The organism is Archangium lansingense (assembly GCF_026626635.1).
Classification (GTDB): Bacteria; Myxococcota; Myxococcia; order Myxococcales; family Myxococcaceae; genus Archangium; species Archangium lansingense.
Genome location: NZ_JAPNKA010000001.1, coordinates 3,506,557 through 3,523,920, shown reverse-complemented (window position 1 = coordinate 3,523,920; position 17,364 = coordinate 3,506,557). Strand labels below are relative to the sequence as shown.

Here is a 17,364-nt window from a genome sequence, read left to right as displayed (position 1 = left end):
CTCCGACGTCAACCACTCACGTCACGGAGAAATAGTGAGCCTGGGGGTGGTGGAAGACGAGCGCGGAGACGCTGGCCTCCGGCTCCATCATGCAGCCGTCGGTGAGCTGAACGCCGATCTCCTCGGGCCGCAGGGCCTGGAAGAGCAGCGTCTGGTCCTCCAGGCGGGGACACGCCGGGTAACCGAAGGAGTAACGCTTGCCCTGGTACTCGGCGCGGAACCGCTCGAGCATCGTCATGTCCGGCTTGTCCGGGAAGCCCCACATGCTGCGCAGCTGGGTGTGGAGCAGCTCGGCGTAGGCCTCGGCCGTCTCCAGCGCGAGCGCCTGCACGGCGTGCATCTTCAGGAACTCGCCCTTCGCCTTGTACTCCTCGCTCAGCTCGCGAATGCCCTGGCCGGCCGTCACCACGAACATGGCCAGGCTGTCGCGCGGCTCGCCGTTCTGCAGCGGCGTGACGAAGTCGGCCAGGCACAACCCGCCCGTCTTCTCCTGGCGAGGCAGCTCGAACACCACGCCCGGCTGGCCCGTCTCCCCGTCGAAGAGGTGGATGCGGTTGCCGTCACTGCCCGCCTTGAAGAAGCGGAACACGGCCTTGGCCTGCATGCGGCCGCCGCGCAGCGGACCCTTGATGGCCTCCACCTGCTCCTTGAGCGCGAGCGCCTTGCGGCCCTCCTCCGTCTTCGCCAGCTCGGCTTCGGCGGGAGTCCCCAGCGCGCGCGAGGCCGTGCGCAGACCCAGGTGGCGCCCGTAGAGCATCACCGGGTTGATGAAGCGCCAGATGGTGTCCAGCGGCGTGTTCGTCAGCACGTGCCGCGCGTAATCCGGCGCGGGCGGCACCTGCTCCAGGATGGGGACCTCCTTGCTGCGCACCGCCACCACTGGAGCGGAGACCTTGGGCCGGTCCTTGTCCTGCTGCGACAGCTTCGTGCGGCGCTCGGCCAGCTCCCCCTTGAGCTTCTCGTGCGCCTTCGGGTCGACGATCTGCTTGGCCAGCTCCAGGCCGCTCATGGCGTCCTGCGCGTACGCCACCGTGCCGCCCCCGTAGGCCGGCGCGATGTTGCGGTCCACGAAGTTGCGGCTCAGCGCGGCGCCACCCACCAAGATGGGCACGTCCACGCCTTGGCGCTTGAGGTCCTCCGCCGTGGACACCATCTGGTGCGCGCTCTTCACCAAGAGGCCGCTCAGCCCGAGGATGTCCGGGGAGTGCTCGCGCACCGCCTGCACGAGCTGCTCGGGCGGCACCTTGATGCCCAGGTTCACCACCTGGAAGCCGTTGTTGGCGAGGATGATCTCCACCAGGTTCTTCCCGATGTCGTGCACGTCGCCCTTCACCGTGGCGAGCACGATCTTCCCGCGCGAGGCGGCCTGGGCCTTGCTCATCCTCGGCTCCAGATAGCTCACCGCGGCCTTCATCGACTCGGCGCTCTGGAGCACCTCGGCGACGATGAGCTCGTTGGCCCCGAAGAGCCGGCCCACCTCGTCCATGCCCTTCATCAGCGGGCCGTTGATGATCTCCAGCGGCGCGTACTTCTCCATCGCCAGGTCCAGGTCCGCATGGAGGCCGTCGCGGCTGCCCTCGATGATGTAGCGCTGCAGCCGCTCCTCCAGCGGCAGCGTGCTCACGTCCGCCTTCTTCGGCTTGCGCTCGCGGAAGTGCGCGGCGAAGGGCGTGATGGGGTCCGCGACCCGGTTGTAGAGCAGATCCTCGGACAGCTGACGCTCCTCGGGAGGCAGCGACGGGTAGCGCTCCAACTTCTCCGAGTTGACGAGCGCCATGTCCAGGCCGGCCTGGACGCAGTGGTAGAGGAAGACCGAGTTGAGCACCTCGCGGCCCGCGGTGGGCAGGCCGAAGGACACGTTGGAGATGCCCAGCACCGTCTTGCACTGAGGGAAGCGCTGCTTGATGAGGCGCACGCCCTCGATGGTCTCCACCGCGCTGCCGGTGTATTGCGCGTCGCCCGAGGCACACGGGAAGACGAGCGGATCGAAGTACAGGTCCTCCGCCTTCATGCCGTACTTGCCGGTGAGCAGCTCCAAGGAGCGCTCGGCCACCTCCAGCTTTCGCTGGCGGGAGACGGCCATGCCCTTCTCGTCGATGCAGCCCACCACCAGCGCCGCGCCGAACTCGCGCGCCAGCGGTACCACCTTCTCGAAGCGCTCCTCGCCGTCCTCCAGGTTCACCGAGTTGATGATGGCCTTGCCCTGCGAGTACGTGAGCGCCATGGCGAGCACGTTCTCGTCCGTGGAGTCGATCATCAGAGGCACGCGCACCTTCTTGACGACCACCTCCAGGAAGCGGCGCATGTCCTCGAGCTCGTCCCGGTCCGGGTTGGCCAGGCAGATGTCGATGACCTGCGCGCCACGCTTCACCTGGGCGCGGGCAATCTCGGAGGCGTCCTCGAGCTGCCCCGCGATGATGAGCTCCTTGAACTTCTTGCTGCCGATGACGTTGGTGCGCTCACCGACGATGACGGGGCGCTCCTCGTCACGCACCTCCAGGAAGTCCACGCCCGAGAGCGTGGAGCGCGGCGGCGGGAGCTGGCGGCGCGGCACGAGGCCCTTCACCGCCTCGGCGATGGCGCTCACGTGGCCGGTGTGCGTACCACAACAGCCGCCCACCACGTTGAGCCAGCCCTGCTCACAGAAGCGGCGCAGCGAGCGCGCCAGCATCTCGGGCGACTCCAGATAGTGCCCGTTCTCGTCCGGCAGGCCCGCGTTGGGCACGCACGAGACGGCGAAGGGACTCATGGCGGCCAGCGAGCGGATGTGGTCCGTCATGAACTCGGGGCCGGTGGCGCAGTTGAGGCCCAGGTAGAGCAGCTCCACGTGCTCCAGCGAGGCGGCCAGCGCCTCCACGGACTGGCCCGCGAGCATGGTGCCCATGGGCTCGATGGTGCCGGACACCGCCACCGGCAGCTTCCACCCCAGCTTGCGGAAGGCCCGCTCGCACCCGAGCAGCGCCGCCTTCACGTTGCGCGTGTCCTGGCACGTCTCGATGAGCAGGTAGTCCGAGCCACCCAGCGCGAGCCCCTCCGCCTGTACGGCGAAGTTGTCCACCAGCTCCTCGAAGGTGATGCCGCCCGTCACGCTGATGGCCTTGGTGGTGGGGCCAATGGAGCCCGCCACCCAGCGCATCCGCCCATCCTTCGCCTCGGCGGCCTCGGCGGCATTGAGCGCCAGCTTCGAGGCGGCGATGTTGATCTCCATCGCCTTGTGCGACAGGCCGAACTCGCCCAGCACCACGGGCGTGCCGCCGAAGCTGTCCGTCTCCGTCACGTCCGCGCCCGAGGCGAAGTAGGACGCGTGGATGTCCTCGATGACGTCCGGCCGCGTGAGGACGAGGTTCTCGTTGCAGCCCTCGTACTCGGCCCCGCCGAAGTCCGCGGCCTTGAGATTCCTGGCCTGCAACAGCGTGCCCATGGCGCCATCCAGCACCAGCACGCGCTCGCGCAGGGCGGCCCGCAGGGCCTCCACGCGGCGGCCGTGCTGCCCCGGAGGAGGAGGAAGGGGGGCGGGAAGGTGGCTGCTCATGACTGTTTGACTCCGGTGATGAGAAAGACGCGGAAGGGGCTCGCCCCCTCACGTGCATGCGTATCGCGCGTGAGGGCGCCGAAGCCCACCTCGCGCAGGGAAGCCTCGAGCGTCTCCGGCGCGAAGCCGAGGTGCCGGTGGCCCAGCCGCTCCAGCACCCACCGCTCGTCGTGGGGCATCAACTCCAGCAGCACCAGCTTGCCCCCGGGCTTGAGGATGCGCGCGGCCTCGGCCAGCACCGCCGGTGGGGACTCCACGTGGTGCAGGCTCTGGGAGATGACCACCAGGTCGCGCTCGCCCGAGGGCAGCGACAACCGGTGCAGATCCTCGCGCAGGAAGCGGATATTGGAGCGGCCCTCGCGAGCGGCTCGCTCTCGGGCCTGCGTCAGCGCGACCTCGCTCTGGTCGATGGCCCACACCCGCGAGGCCCACCGGGCAATGGCCACCGAGAGCACGCCCGTCCCGCACCCGAAGTCCGCCACGTCCAGCGCCGGCAGCAGCGAGGCCAGAGCCCCCGCCCAGAGGAACCAGGACTGCCCCGGCTCCAACAGCCGCTCGTTGAGGGCCTGCCGGTCCTCGCGCTGGCGCAGCAGATCCTCGAGTCGGGCCAGGTCTCCCTCCTCGTCGGCCGCTTCGCGAGCCAGGCGGATGAGGGGCCAGCGCGCGTCCTCTGGCCCCAGCGCCAGCGAGTAGTAGGTGAAGCCCGCCTGCCGCTCTTCGCGGATGAGCCCCAGACCCTTGAGCTTCCCCAGGTGGTGCGAGACCGAGGACTGCGCCACCCCCACCAGGGACACCAGCTCCGACACGTTCAGCGGAGCCCGCGCCATCAGCCGCAGGATGCGCAGGCGTGTCGGGTCACCCAGGGCCCGGAAGGATTGGGACAACTCTTCCATATCGGCGAATCAACATACGTCGATGTGACGTGGAAAGCCAGAGAAGACCGTGGGGGCGACGCGGCGCGTTGCCATGTGGGGAACGGTCGTCTAGAGACGGGCCCCATGCCCGCACCCACCCTGCACCAGCTCCTCGAAGGCAAACGTTTCGGACTCGTCCTCTCCGCCGGGTACTTCGGCTTCTATGGACACGCCGGGTTCCTGAAGGGGCTGGCGGCCACGGGGTTGAAGCCCTCCGCGTATGCCGGGACGAGCGCCGGGGGCCTGGTGGCCGCGTATGCCGCCGCGGGGGCGAGCGTGCACGCCATCGAGGAGCTGGTCCTCAAGCAGACGCGGCAGGCGTTCTGGGACCCGGACCCGATTGGAGCGGTGCTCAACGCCTTTCCGAGCGAGGGGCACGGGGCCACGGGCCTGCTCAAGGGCGAGCGCTTCCGCAAGCTGCTGGAGGACACGCTGCCGGTGCACGGCTTCGAGGAGCTACCGCATCCGCTGCTGCTGGTGAGCGCCAACCTCACGCAGGGGACGCATGAGGTCTTCACCTCGGGCGAGCTGGCGCCGCGGGTGCACGCCACGTGCGCCTACCCGGGCCTGTTCCGCGCGGTGCGACTGGGGAGGGACCTGTACTGGGACGGAGGGCTGGTGGACAAGGCGCCCGCGCTGGCGATGCGGGACAGTGCCTTCGGAAAGGACCTGGACGCCATCCTCGTGCACTACCTGCCGAGCCGTACGCGCAAGATGCTGGGAGGCCCCATGGCGTACGCACAGGGCATTGCCGCGGGCTCGGCGGCGCTGAGACAGGACCACTTCCGGCTGCAGCTCTCGCTGCTGAAGGAGCGCAACGTCCCCGTCTACGTGGTGGTGTCCAACCTGCCGCCGGTGTCGCCGTCGCAGATGGAGCGCGGCTTCGATGCCCTGCACCAGGCGAAGCTCAGCGCCGAGCGCGCCATCGCCCGGCCTCCCGTGCCCTTCGAGCAGGCGTGAGCGGAGACGCTCAGCGCCCGTAGCGCCGGTGGTCCACCATCAGGCAGCGGTCCTGAACGACCTTGATGCCCGCCTCGGCCAGCCGCCGTGCCGCCGCGTCGTTGCGGATGCCTGACTGGAACCACACCGCCTTCGGCTTCTTGGCGAGGATGTCGTCCACGTGCTGGTCGATGTCCTGCGGCCGCCGGAACACGTCCACGAGATCGAGCTCCCCGGGGACATCCACCAGCCGCCGGAACACCGGCTTGCCGAGGATGTGCGTCACGTCCGGGTAGTAGACGGGCACCGGCACCACGTCCACGCCCGCATTCTCCAGGTATTGCGGCACGTAGAAGGCCGGCTGGCCGTCCTGCTGCTCCGTCTTGATGCCCAGCACCGCCACGCGCTTGCTGGCCTGCACCACCGCGCGGATGCCCGCTTCGTCCTCGATGAGGTTCTGCTCGTAGCTCATCACCGCTCCTCTTCTGGTGCCTGCAGCGACTCCAGCTGCGACTTCGCTGTCCACGTCCAGGTCTCGTCACCCCACGTCGCCCGCAGAGTGAGCCCGCGCCGTACCGGCAGGAAGCGCCCCCTCCCGAGCAACTGTTCTCCCTCGCACTGAACTCCGGGCGTCAGCTCCGGGTCTCCCGCCAGGCTCAACGCCTCGCGCACGGCCTGGGGAGCCTCTGCTCCCGGCGCCGCCAGGCAGCGCAGCGTGAACACCATGGCCTCGCCGTGCTCGGTGAGCTGCGTCCCGGTAAAGGTGCGCTCCAGCAGGTACGTCACCTCGCGCCCGCCCAGTGGCTGCGTGCCCACCGCATAGGATTGCTCGCCCGGCGCCCAGGCGCGCCCATAGAGGCCGCCGTACTTCACCTCCCACTCCGCACGCGTGCGCGCCTCCAGCGCATCCGGGGCGAAGAAGCCCTCCAGGAGCGAGACATCCTGCCCCGCCGGTACCACCGCGTTGAGCGCCGCCAGCGCGGTCTCGGGCTCCACCACCCGTACGAAGGTGCCATCCCCCGAGAGCCGCACGCGCAAAGAGAAGCGCGTGAGGACGTCATCCACCAGCGTGTCCACCGGAGTCCCGTCCCGGGTGTAGCGTGCCTGCGTCACCCGCTGCGTGAGGAGCCAACCACCCTGCTCGGGGGTGAAGCGCGTGACGGTGGTCAGCTCCGCCTCCTGCGCGCCAGGAGCGCCGCCGCGCCCCACGGAACTCTTCAGCGACTCGGTGAGAACCGCGTCATCCGGAGGCCGGAACTCGAGCCTTGGAGGAGGCGGCGCGCGCGACTCGGGCACCAACGAGGGGACGTTGCGGCTGCACGCGCTGGCCAGGGCCACGAGGAGCAGCAGGGAGCACGAACAAAGGAGGCGCATGACGTCCGCGCACGCTGGCAGAAAGCACCGGGACTCGCGAGCGCTTCGAGGTCTCGGGCGCGCTCTTCCAGAACCTGTCCAACTGTTGGACAAGTTCGTTCAACTCGCGGCCAGGAGGTCATTCCAGGCGCGAACGTCATCTCCGAAGTGAGCTCCATTGGACTGACCATAGGAGTGGGTTTGTCCTTGCCCCCACGAATGAACCTCCCCTACCCTGCGCGCCTGCCCTGAGAGTGCTCGCGTGCGCCCTGGTTCCTGGCTCCTCGTCCTGTCCCTCATGTTCTCCGCCCCGGCCGCCGCCCAGGTCCGGTTGGACTCGCCGTGGATCCGGAGGCGTCTGCTCGTGGCCCCACTCCGGCCCGAGCAGGTGCCACCCCTGGAACTACAGGTGCGCTCGGGAGTGGCCTCGCTCCTCCTGTTCGAAGCCCCGCTGAGTCTCGGAGCTGTGACGCTTCCCTTGGACGAGAAGCGCCTTCAACTGGTCCCGATGGATGACGGCTCGCTGATCATCGTCCCCACCACGGACCTGCGCGCGGGTGAGCAGGTGCCCCTCACCGTGGAAGCCAGGCCCGGGGCTGAGCCCCTCCGCTTCATGCTCGTCACCCGGAGCGATGCCGTGGATATCCAAGTGCGCGTGGTGAAGGGCGAGCCCTCCGCCGATGAAGCCGCCGTGGCGGCCCTGGCCCGGAGTCTCCTGTCCACACCCGATGGCCGCGCCATACTCGCCGTCCCCCAGCGGACCGTGGACCTCGATTCACGAGCCTCGCGAGGAGAGGCCGAGTCCGTGCTCTGGATGGAGCGGCGCTTCTTCGCCACCGTGGCCATGCGCAGCCGCAAGAAGGGCACCTCCCCATGGAGGCTGGTCCAGGCGCGCCTGCGGGCGACACTCGAGGACGGCGTCCTCCTGGAGTGGCCCGCGCACCTGCTCTCGGGCGATGCAGGGCTGAAACGTCAGCGCCACATCCTGACGGGTGTTCTCCCGGAAGGCGCCTCGCGGCTGGAACTGGCGCTGGACGGAGAGGACTCACCTGGAACCTTCCAGCCGCTCCCTCTCGAAGAAGCGCGGACGCGCCCATGAGTCAGCCCCTGCACCCCCACCAACTTCACTCGGGGCACCGCATCCGGGACTTCCTCGTCGTGCGCCGGTTGGGCGTCGGTGGCTTCGCCTTCGTCTTCCTGGTGGAGCGCGAGGGGCGCCGCTATTCGGTGAAGATGGCGGCCCGGCCCATCTCGAAAGAGGACGAGGATCAGGTGGATGACTGGATGCGCCGCGAGGTGGCGTCCCTCGAGCACCTGGAGCACCCCCATCTGCTGCCGGTGCTCGAGCGGGGCAGGTGGCCCGACCTGGAGAAGGGCTACACCTATTTCGTCACTCCCTATGTCTCCGGAAGCACCTTCCACGTCTGGCGCTGGCGCGAGCGTGTCACGTTGCGGCGGAGCGTGGGCGTGGTGTGCGAGTTCTTGAAGACGCTCGAGGTGCTGCACGAGCACGGCATCTGCCACCGGGACGTGAAGGCGGAGAACCTGCTGGTGCGTGAGGGAGACGACACCCCCTTCCTCATCGACTTCGGCACGGTGCACCTGCCCTGTGCGAGCGTGCTGACGGATGGGCTCGCTCCGGGGACGCTCCATTGCCAGCCGCCCGAGGCCGTCCTCTTCTTCGCGTCCCTGCTCTCGGAGGATTCACCCCGGGACGCACGGCTGGAAGCCCGTCCTGCGGCGGATCTGTATGCCGTGGGCGTGCTGCTGTACGAAACACTCACCAACTGCCGTCCCTTCAGCACCCGGCTCCCATTGGAGCAGTTGCTGGCGGCCATCGCCTCCACACCACCCCTGGAGCCCGGACGGCTCGCGCCCGGTACCCCCGAGTCGTTGCGCGGGCTGGCCCTGCGGCTGCTGGCGAAGCAACCCGACCAACGCCCTCCAAGCGCCAGGGCCGTCCGCGAGGAATTGGAGCGGCTGCTCGGGGAAGAGGGGCACACCCCGCCCTGGCAGACTCCGGCGCTGCGTCCCTCCGAATGTGCACGGGCGAGGGAGCTGTTCCCGGATGTGGACATGCTGGAAGAGCCTCGGGAGGAATCCGCGGAGCTGGAGCCCTCGCCTCAGGAGAACCCTCCGCCCGCCCGCGAGTGGTGGACGAGAAGGCGGATGCGCGGCTTCGTCGCGCTGGCCCTTGGGCTGGGAGTGCTCGGGATAGGGTGGATGTTGCTCCGCGCGGAGCCCACCGCGCCGGCCACTCCGGCGCATTCCGAGAAAGGAACGCAGTCCGTGCCCACCTCTTCCCCCTCCGAAGCCCCCGAGACATCTCCCACCCCGCCCCCGACGAGTTCGCACAGGTGCGCGCTGCTCACCAGCCTGCTGGGTGCGGCCACCGCGCAACTCCTCGGGTGTGCCACCACTCCCGTGCGGCCCGATCCCATCGGTTACCTAGCGAGCTGCTCCCCCGAGGCCCGTGCCACCCCCGTCAAGCTGGGCATCAAACCCGACGAGCAGGCCTCCTTCATCGAGCCGGAATCGGGCACTCCCGTGTCGAATGAATCCATCGAGGATGGTGGCGCCCTCAACATCAAGCCGGGCCCCATCACCGCCTCCATGTTCGTGGAGATCAAGGGCCAGGAGGTGGAGACGAGGATCACCGGAGAGGCGGTGACGACACCCAACCGCGTCTACATCCAGTTCGACCGTCTCCATCTGGCGGACGGCACCTCGTATCCCATCTGTGGCGTGGCCGTGGATGGCAAGCACCAGTACGGAATCCCGACCTACGCGAAGCTGCCCATGCATGGCGCCAAGGTGGACCCGGCGCGGGTGGACAAGAGCCCGGGCAGCGCAGTGCTCAACGACCCGCGCTTCGAGACGGTGTTGCAGGGACCAGAGGAATACTACGTCCCCCGCGTCGACCTGGCCCCGCCGGACTGGCGCTGAGTTCCCTCCGTTCGGGCCCATCGAGACCGCGGCGCCCCGTATGCCGCGTGTCTCTGGACGGGTGACCGGGAGTCGGCCGTGCCTTACTTGTCAAAGTCGAAAATGCATACCCCGGAGGATCGCTCAGAAAATCCCGCACACTTCTCCAGCGGCCCACAGGAGCCCGGCTCATCCGCTCTGCATTGTTGACGGCATCTCTCCCCGATACACGAATACCCCTCGGGGCATGATGGCCCCTGCTTGCCACAAGCAAGCGCGCACCTCATCCACGCCCCATTTCGTAACTCTCGGGCCGAGACATCGCACACCTGACCCGCCGGGCAGGGATTGAGCTGGCAATCCGTTCCCTGAACCCGCGCACACACTGAAACGCCGTGGTCCAGAGCCACGCATCGTTCACCCTCGGAACAAGACCGTCCCTCACAGGTCGGCAGACACACGGAACCCTTCGCATCCGCGTTACTACAGACGTAACCATCGGCACAGCTCCGGGGCTCCTGGGGCTGGCAAGGGCGGCGGCACCTCATGTGGGTACACACCAGGTCCGGTGCGCACGCCCAGTTCCGTTCTAGCGGAAGCTCCGTACAGAACTCCCCCTCCGCGACCTCACCTGGCGCACCACACATGCGCACCACGCGTTCGCCCACCGCGACGGAATAGCAAGAGAGGCCGCCGCTACAGTCCGCATCCATTGCACAGGTGCTCGCCACGCAGGCTCTCTTCCACTTCAACTGGCGTAGACAGACGAGAGGGGCGTCACAATCTTCATTCCCCTCACAAGACCTCGTAAATGAGGGTAATCGGCTCGCCTCGTCTGGCGGGAGCATGGGGACGAGCCTGCTCGCATCATCTCGTGCAACGGGCACATTCAGCTCACCTACCAACAGCCTGTTCGAGGCCCAGATCAGTGGAACCGGGAGCAGAAACGCCAGCAGCACAGCAAGTCGACTGCGCCACTTCATTTCCGGTCCCTCCTGTTCATCTCCTCTATGCATGCCGCCAAGCAGGCATCGTAGTACCGGTCCCCACACTCCTCCTGGATGTCGGCGGGTTGGCAACCATCATGAGACAGTGAATTGGCGAGATCCTTGAGCATGGCCTGACGCAGCACGCCCGCCTCACCGCCACGGGACACCCTGTTTCGAGCGTCAGCACCAGCAACCCTGCCGCCACGCGCACGTGGTTCATCGCCCTGGCCCCCTGAATCCGAACGAACTCAGAGCCTACACAGCGAACCGCGAGCGAAGCCACCCCGCCCCGGAAAACCACAGCGCCCGCGAGGACCGGCCCTGCGTGGCCGGCGCCCGCGAGCGCCTCGACTGCCCAACCCTTCACGCCTCACTACGGATGCCGCTGGTTCCCATCCGGGGCGTTCTCCACCAGATCCCTGCCGATGTTGCGCCGGTCCCGATCCACCCCGTCGTCATCGCGCAGGCCGCCGCTCGCGAACCGCCGCGCCGCCTCCGCCAGGTCTCGCATTGCCTCTTCGCGCGTCTGGTACTCTTCCCGTGGCAGCGACTTGAGAAGGTTGATGATGTCTACGTACGCCCCGTTGTCCGCCGCAGCCGTGACGATCTGCTCTCGCGTCGCCGGGTAGTCCACGGAGTCCAGGTGGGGCGTGATGGAGAGCGCCGGGTTCTCCGCAAATCCGAATGCCATCTCGAGTCCTGTACCTTTCCGCCCAGGCTTCCCTCTCCGCACCCGGGCCTCGTATTCAAGCTGTGGACGGAATGTCCTGCGGGCTACCTCGCCATGGCCCTTCAGGCCGTGCCCCCCGGGCAGCCTTCCGGCCGGGGCCAGGGTAGAGTGCCGCTCCTCAGCCCCCCTTCGGGAATCTCGATGCTCCCCACCCCGCTGCTCGTCACCTGGCTCGCACTCGCCTCCCCTCCCCCCGCTCCCTCGTCCACTCCCCAGGCCGCCGAGCCCACTCCCTCTGCCTCCGACGCCACGAGCGTCTACTCGCTAGAGGACGGCGCCTTCGTGGACCAGGCCCTGCGCGACCTGGAGGCCGTCGAGCGCTACGCCAAGGGCCTGCGTGCCCTGCAGGAGCAGATCTCCAAGACGCGCGGCCTCTACAACCGCAAGCAGGACATCCCCTACACGCCGGACGAGAAGCGCACCCTGCTCACTACCTGGGCGGCCTTCTCGGACTACTTCGCCTCGCTCGAGCTCATCCGCCAGCGCTACTGGGACTTCGTCAAGGTGTCCGCCCTCACCCGGCAGACGAAGCACACCTGGGGCTTCCTGCTCACCCACGGTGCGCTCACCACGGAGCTGGCCCACGGGCTGACGTACGCGGAGCTCACCGGCGGCCAGAAGCAGCTCGAGGTGCTCCTGGATGAACCCTCCGAGGAGTACGGCCTGCCCGCGGGAACCTTCGCCCGTTTCAAGGAGAAGGCCATCCACGTCTCCACCTCCACCCAGCTCATGACGGGAGACACCTACGCCGAGCAGCTCCGGCCCCTGCTCAAGAAGACGGGCATCCTCAACGTGCGCCGCGCCGTGTGGCTCATCCAGGAGATGCGGCAGAACTCCAAGGTGGCCCGCGGCAAGCTGCTCAAGCGCGGCTTCACCCTCTTCGCCAAGGCTGGCGCGGACGTGCTCAAGGACTCCACCGCCAGCGCCATCTTCCCCGTGCAGCGCTCGGTGGCCGAGTGGATGGGCGACACCCGGGTGAAGCGCATCGGCCAGCCCCTCATCCGCCGCGAGCAGACGCTCGCCCTGCTGGCCCGCATGCAGCCGGGCGATATCCTCGTGGCCCGGCAGAACTGGTACCTCTCCAATATCGGCCTGCCCGGCTTCTGGCCCCATGCCGAGCTCTACGTGGGCACTCCCCAGGACTGGGCCACCTTCCTCGATGGAGACCCGGGCGTGCGCGACTGGCTGAAGACGCTGCCGGGCGCCCCCCAGACGCTCGCGGAGCACCTGGCGCGCGAGTACCCCGCCAAGTGGGCCGCCTACACCTCCCCGGACAGCCATGGAGACGCCGTCCGCATCATCGAGTCCATCAGCGAGGGCGTGTCCTTCACCGGCCCCGAGCACGGCATGCACGTGGACTACCTCGGCGTCATGCGCCCGCGCCTCCCCCCGGTGGAGAAGGCGCGCGCCATCACCCGCGCCTTCCACTTGCAGGGCCGGCCCTACGACTTCAACTTCGACTTCTTCTCCGACTCCACCCTCGTGTGCACCGAGCTCGTCTACAAGTCCTATGCCCCCTCCCAGGACATGCAGGGGGTTCGCATCGGCCTGGTGGACGTGGCCGGCCGGCGCACCTTGCCCGCCAACGAAATTGTTCGCCTCTTCGACGCCGAGTACGCCCGGCCAGAGCGGCAGCTCGATTTCGTTGCATTCCTGGATGGCCGTGAGCAGGAGCGGGATGCCGTCGAGGGGGATGTAGATTCCTTCCGGCGCACCTGGCGCCGGGTGAAGTGGGACATCGCCCAGCAGTAGAAAGAGGAGACCATGACGGAAGAGAGCGGACTCGAGATGCTGGAGATTGCCGGCAAGCTCTTCGAGCGGATGATTTCTCAGCAGCAGGCCAAGGTGCTCCGCCTGGCCCGCGAGGTGGTCCCCAACATCACCCCCGAGGAGCTGCGCAACCCCCACGACTTCCCGAAACTCAAGGAACACCCGACTTTCGAGTTCGAGGACGGACTGCTCTCGGGGCTGATTTCCGCCCATGTGGCGATGCGCGCGGAAATCAAGGGGCGGCTGTTGCCCCCCGAACCCCCCCGGAGCTGACTGCCTGCCTGCCTTTGCCGTTCCCTCTTGCCTGGGTTAGTCCTTGCCGCCGTGAGCATCACCTCGACCTTGAGCCCGCCAGTAGTGGCCCGCGAACGCCTCGTCTCCGCGCTCGCGGCGGATCCGCCACGGCTGGACCTGGCGGCACTGGCCATCGCCACGCTCAACCGGCCGGGGCTGGATGCCTCGGCGTACCTGCACACGCTGGACGCGCTGGCGGCCCGGGTGCAGCTGGAGATGGAGCGGCACACCGGCCATGGCGAGGTGATGGCCGGCCTCACCGCGCTGCGGCACGTGCTGGCGGACATCGAGGGCTTCCGGGGCAACGACGAGGACTACCAGGCGCCGGAGAACAGCTTCCTGGACCAGGTGCTGGAGCGGAAGGTGGGCCTGCCCATCACCCTCTCGGTGGTGTACCTGGAGGTGGCACGGCGCGCGGGCATTCCCCTCTATGGCGTGCCCTTCCCCGGGCACTTCCTGGTGGCCTGCAGCGCGGGGGACCACAAGCTGGTGGTGGACCCGTACCACGGTGGGGAGATCCTCACCGAGGAGGGGTGCAAGGAGCTGCTGGAGCGGGTAGCGCCGCAGCTGCGCTTCACCCCCGCCATGCTGTCGCCGGCGCCGGTGGAGCTCATCACCTACCGGATGCTGTCCAACCTGCGCCGGGTGTACCTGGAGCGAGACGACAGCGAGCGAGGGCTGGCGGTGGTGGACCTGCTGCTGATGCTGGCCCCCAACCATCCGGGCGAGCTGCGCACGCGGGCGGCGCTGCTGGCCAACCTGGGGGCCTACCGGGCGGCGCTCAAGGACGTGGAGCGCTGCCTGGAGCTGTCGCCGGAGGCACCGGACCGGGACAGGCTGGAGTTGACGGCTCGGGAGTTGCGCCAGCGCGCCGAGCTGTTGAACTGAGCCGATGAGCCCCATCAAACCGTGGCCCCGCCTTCGCCGGGGTCTGGAGCATGACTACCGAATCTTCAAGGTCCGCCAGGACGTGGTGGCGGACCCGCGCACGGGCCACGAGTGCCCGCGCGTCGTCCTCGAGGGTCCGGATTGGGTGAACGTCATCGCGGTGACGAAGGATGACCAGCTGGTGCTCGTACGCCAGTACCGCTTCGGTACCGAGGCGGCGACGCTGGAGGTTCCCGGCGGCATGGTGGACCCCGGAGAGGATCCGGCGACGGCCGCCGCGCGCGAGCTGGAGGAGGAGACAGGGTACGTGCCGGGCCGGGTGGTGAGGCTTGGCCAGGTGCACCCCAATCCCGCCATCCAGGGCAACCTCTGCCACAGCTACCTGGCGCTCGACTGCGTGAAGATGCACGAGGGCAAGCAGGAGGCGGGGGAGGACATCACCGTGGAGCTGCACCCGCGCTCGACGGTGCCCCAGCTCCTCCGGAGTGGGGCCATCACCCACTCGCTGGTGGTAGCGGCCTTCTTCCTGGAGCACCTGCACACCGGGGCTGGCGGCACCCGCTGAAATTGTCGGGTACTCACCTGCGTTGGACGCCTGCATCACGCAGGAGCCCTCCCTCTTCCGGGGCCCCCCCCGTGACACGCAGTCGGGGCAGCACTAGCCTCTGCCCCCGAGGTGAGCTCGATATGGCGGAAAGCCTGACGCATGCACGCGAGGAGCAGCCCGAGCAGCTCCCCGCCGCCCCAACCCCCGGCACCAGCCCCGAGGCCGCCCGTTCCCACGAGAGCGCCCCGGCCCGCGTCTCCATCTCCAACCTCCTCCCCGGTGAGGACGTGTTCACCTACGTGCGACGCGTTCAGGGCACCTTCGAGCCTCGGCTGTACCAGCAGCTCGTGGGGGCGGCGAATGAGTTCAAGGAGGGCGACGCGACCATCGGTGTCGCCGCGGCCGACGAGGCGTCCCGCCGCAATGCCCGGGAGCTGCTCGCGCGCACGCGCATTGGCGACCTGGACGCGTACCCGCTCATCGAGGAGCGGCTCTACACGTACATGCAGGGAGCGCTCGACCCGAAGGCGCAGGCGCACACCGCGAGCTGGACGCTGGGCGAGCTCAAGGCCTTCCTGCTGTCCGCGAGCGAGGCGGACATCCACGAGCTCAAAGGCGGGCTGAGCAGTGACGTCATCGGCTGCGTGGTGAAGCTGATGAGCAATGAGGAGCTCGCCGCGGTGGGGAGCAAGGTCTTCAACCCGCTCCCCGGCAGCAAGGTGGGCGCGAAGGGCTACCTGGGCGCGCGCATCCAGCCCAACTCGCCCACGGACCACCCGGACGACATCCGCTGGCAGGTCTTCAACGGCTGGAGCTTCGCCCTGGGCGACGTGGTGCTCGGCACCAACCCGGTGTCCTCGGCGCCCGAGTCCGTGGCCGCCGTGGAGTCCGCCCTGCACGAGATTCTGGTGACGTTCGGGCTGCGGGACGTGATGCCCCACTGCGTGCTGGCCCACGTGGACGTGCAGGCGGTGGTGGAGGCCATGCAGCCGGGCACCACGGGCATCTGGTTCCAGAGCCTGGGCAGCACCGAGGCAGCCAATCGCACCTTCGACGTCACCCTGGAGAAGATGGAGGCTCACGCCGCCGCGCGCACCGGGCGCTGGGGCATGTACTTCGAGACGGGCCAGGGCGCCGACGCCACCAACGGTCATGCTGCCGGCGTGGACATGGTGGTGCACGAGTCGCGCAAGTACGGCTTCTCGCGCGCCCTCACCCAGCGCATCGCCGCCGCGCAGGCCCGCGCCGGCCGGGAGACTGCCCCGCACGTCATCGTCAACGACGTGGCCGGCTTCATCGGCCCCGAGGTGTTCCGCACCCGCGAGCAGCTCGTGCGCTGCTGCCTCGAGGACATCGTCATGGGCAAGCTGCACGGCCTGACGATTGGCCTGGACGTCTGCTCCACCCTGCACATGGACGTCTCGCTGGATGACCTGGGCTGGTGCCTGGAGCAGCTCATACCGGCCAACCCCGGCTATCTCATGGCGCTGCCCACCCGGAATGATCCCATGCTCAGCTACCTGACCACGGGCTTCCAGGACCACGTCCGCCTGCGCGAGCGCTTCGGCTACAAGGTGGATGACCGGATGTGGGCCTTCTTCCAGCGACTGGGCGTCATCGACGCGAAGGGCCGCCCTACCGAGCACTTCGGGGACCCTGCCTGGGTGTACCTGCAGTACCGCCGCCACAAGGGCGACACGCGCCCGGACACCGACGTGCTCGCCGAGGCCGCACGGCAGATGGCCGAGGTGCGCGCCCGCGGTGTTCCCCTCGCCGTGGGCCATGGCGAGCACCCGTGGGACCTGGCGCCCTCGCTCGACCGCGAGCTGCGCCAGCTCTACGACGACGCCAAGGCTGGCCTCTGGTCCGACCTCTCCCCGGACTTCGTCGCGGCGCTCCCCAACGCCGTGCCCCTGCGCACCCGCACCACCGCCCGCCGCCACTACATCCTCCACCCGCCCTCGGGCGAGCAGCTCGAGCCCGCCTCCGAGCGCATGCTGGAGACGCTGCGCTCGCGACACGCCTGCCGCTACGACGTGCAGCTCGTCATCTCGGACGGGCTGGACGCGCGCTCGCTCATGGACGAAGGCCACCTGCTGCCCTTCCTCACCGCCCTGCGCACCCGGCTCGAGGCCTCCGGCCATCGGGTGGCCCCCGAGCACCTCGTGTTGTCCCTGGGGCGCGTGCGGGCCGGCTACCGCGCGGGAGAGCTGCTCTTCGGAGACACGGCGGAGAACGGGCCTCGCGCCCTCATCCACGTCATCGGCGAGCGCCCTGGTTCCGGGCACCACAGCTTCTCCGCCTACGTCACCGCGCCTCCGGCCCGCGTCTGGGCCCGGCCGGGTGCGGTGGACCACAACATCACCCGGGTGGTGGCTGGCATCTCCGACACCAGCCTGCGGCCCGAGGTCGCCGCGGCGGAGGTCGCGCGTCTGCTCGGCGAGCTCACCTCCGCCTCTTGATGGCTGTTCCGGCGGAGGCCC

At 68.7% G+C, this 17,364-nt stretch carries 13 protein-coding genes; 8 read left to right on the top strand and 5 right to left on the bottom strand.

Annotated elements, in window-relative coordinates:
• Nucleotides 1–16 precede the first annotated feature (16 nt).
• Nucleotides 17–3,532 carry a methionine synthase gene (metH, locus tag OV287_RS14225; protein WP_267534561.1) on the bottom strand — a complete coding sequence of 1,172 codons (3,516 nt, stop codon included), beginning with the start codon at nt 3,530–3,532 and terminating at the stop codon, nt 17–19.
• Nucleotides 3,529–4,425, bottom strand: a complete 897-nt coding sequence (locus OV287_RS14220; RefSeq protein WP_267534560.1) for an ArsR/SmtB family transcription factor — start codon at nt 4,423–4,425, stop codon at nt 3,529–3,531. The genes metH and OV287_RS14220 overlap by 4 nt, the downstream gene beginning before the upstream one ends.
• A 105-nt stretch (nt 4,426–4,530) precedes the next feature.
• Here OV287_RS14220 and OV287_RS14215 point away from each other — a divergent pair, with 105 nt between their 5' ends.
• Nucleotides 4,531–5,406 carry a patatin-like phospholipase family protein gene (locus OV287_RS14215; protein ID WP_267534559.1) on the top strand — a complete coding sequence of 292 codons (876 nt, stop codon included), beginning with the start codon at nt 4,531–4,533 and terminating at the stop codon, nt 5,404–5,406.
• Nucleotides 5,407–5,416: 10 nt separating this feature from the next.
• Here OV287_RS14215 and OV287_RS14210 read toward each other — a convergent pair whose 3' ends face one another.
• Together OV287_RS14210 and OV287_RS14205 are read right to left on the bottom strand one after the other, a co-directional pair.
• Nucleotides 5,417–5,857, bottom strand: coding sequence for a CoA-binding protein (locus OV287_RS14210; protein WP_267534558.1), 441 nt, complete (start codon nt 5,855–5,857; stop codon nt 5,417–5,419).
• Complete coding sequence (locus OV287_RS14205; protein ID WP_267534557.1) at nt 5,857–6,759, bottom strand: hypothetical protein; 903 nt, start codon at nt 6,757–6,759, stop codon at nt 5,857–5,859. The genes OV287_RS14210 and OV287_RS14205 overlap by 1 nt, the downstream gene beginning before the upstream one ends.
• A gap of 241 nt (nt 6,760–7,000) precedes the next feature.
• Here OV287_RS14205 and OV287_RS14200 point away from each other — a divergent pair, with 241 nt between their 5' ends.
• Complete coding sequence (locus tag OV287_RS14200; RefSeq protein ID WP_267534556.1) at nt 7,001–7,837, top strand: DUF2381 family protein; 837 nt, start codon at nt 7,001–7,003, stop codon at nt 7,835–7,837.
• Nucleotides 7,834–9,684 carry a serine/threonine protein kinase gene (locus tag OV287_RS14195; RefSeq protein ID WP_267534555.1) on the top strand — a complete coding sequence of 617 codons (1,851 nt, stop codon included), beginning with the start codon at nt 7,834–7,836 and terminating at the stop codon, nt 9,682–9,684. The genes OV287_RS14200 and OV287_RS14195 overlap by 4 nt, the downstream gene beginning before the upstream one ends.
• Before the next feature lie 1,341 nt (nt 9,685–11,025).
• Here the strand turns inward: OV287_RS14195 and OV287_RS14190 are convergent.
• A complete protein-coding gene (locus tag OV287_RS14190; protein ID WP_267534554.1) occupies nt 11,026–11,343 on the bottom strand; it encodes a DUF2795 domain-containing protein in 318 nt (105 codons plus the stop codon).
• 180 nt (nt 11,344–11,523) lie between these two features.
• Here OV287_RS14190 and OV287_RS14185 point away from each other — a divergent pair, with 180 nt between their 5' ends.
• The 5 genes from OV287_RS14185 to eutB all read left to right on the top strand — a co-directional run bounded on the left by OV287_RS14185 (nt 11,524) and on the right by eutB (nt 17,343).
• Complete coding sequence (locus tag OV287_RS14185; protein WP_267534553.1) at nt 11,524–13,134, top strand: YiiX/YebB-like N1pC/P60 family cysteine hydrolase; 1,611 nt, start codon at nt 11,524–11,526, stop codon at nt 13,132–13,134.
• Nucleotides 13,135–13,146: 12 nt separating this feature from the next.
• Nucleotides 13,147–13,425: a hypothetical protein gene (locus OV287_RS14180; RefSeq protein ID WP_267534552.1), complete on the top strand. Its 279-nt coding sequence runs from the start codon at nt 13,147–13,149 to the stop codon at nt 13,423–13,425.
• An 84-nt stretch (nt 13,426–13,509) separates the two neighbouring features.
• On the top strand, nt 13,510–14,334 hold the full coding sequence (locus tag OV287_RS14175; RefSeq protein ID WP_267534551.1) for a SirB1 family protein: 825 nt from the start codon (nt 13,510–13,512) through the stop codon (nt 14,332–14,334).
• Between the two features lie 4 nt (nt 14,335–14,338).
• Complete coding sequence (locus OV287_RS14170; protein ID WP_267534550.1) at nt 14,339–14,899, top strand: NUDIX hydrolase; 561 nt, start codon at nt 14,339–14,341, stop codon at nt 14,897–14,899.
• A 122-nt stretch (nt 14,900–15,021) separates the two neighbouring features.
• Complete coding sequence (gene eutB, locus OV287_RS14165) at nt 15,022–17,343, top strand: ethanolamine ammonia-lyase subunit EutB (protein WP_267534549.1); 2,322 nt, start codon at nt 15,022–15,024, stop codon at nt 17,341–17,343.
• Nucleotides 17,344–17,364 lie beyond the last annotated feature (21 nt).

Bases quoted from the DNA above. Each gene is read 5' to 3' on its own strand.
- OV287_RS14195 (WP_267534555.1), top strand. From the start codon at position 7,834: ATGAGTCAGCCCCTGCACCCCCACCAACTTCACTCGGGGCACCGCATC.
- OV287_RS14210 (WP_267534558.1), bottom strand. From the start codon at position 5,857: ATGAGCTACGAGCAGAACCTCATCGAGGACGAAGCGGGCATCCGCGCG.
- eutB (WP_267534549.1), top strand. From the start codon at position 15,022: ATGGCGGAAAGCCTGACGCATGCACGCGAGGAGCAGCCCGAGCAGCTC.
- OV287_RS14215 (WP_267534559.1), top strand. From the start codon at position 4,531: ATGCCCGCACCCACCCTGCACCAGCTCCTCGAAGGCAAACGTTTCGGA.
- OV287_RS14185 (WP_267534553.1), top strand. From the start codon at position 11,524: ATGCTCCCCACCCCGCTGCTCGTCACCTGGCTCGCACTCGCCTCCCCT.
- OV287_RS14170 (WP_267534550.1), top strand. From the start codon at position 14,339: ATGAGCCCCATCAAACCGTGGCCCCGCCTTCGCCGGGGTCTGGAGCAT.
- OV287_RS14205 (WP_267534557.1), bottom strand. From the start codon at position 6,759: ATGCGCCTCCTTTGTTCGTGCTCCCTGCTGCTCCTCGTGGCCCTGGCC.
- OV287_RS14220 (WP_267534560.1), bottom strand. From the start codon at position 4,425: ATGGAAGAGTTGTCCCAATCCTTCCGGGCCCTGGGTGACCCGACACGC.
- OV287_RS14180 (WP_267534552.1), top strand. From the start codon at position 13,147: ATGACGGAAGAGAGCGGACTCGAGATGCTGGAGATTGCCGGCAAGCTC.
- metH (WP_267534561.1), bottom strand. From the start codon at position 3,532: ATGAGCAGCCACCTTCCCGCCCCCCTTCCTCCTCCTCCGGGGCAGCAC.
- OV287_RS14190 (WP_267534554.1), bottom strand. From the start codon at position 11,343: ATGGCATTCGGATTTGCGGAGAACCCGGCGCTCTCCATCACGCCCCAC.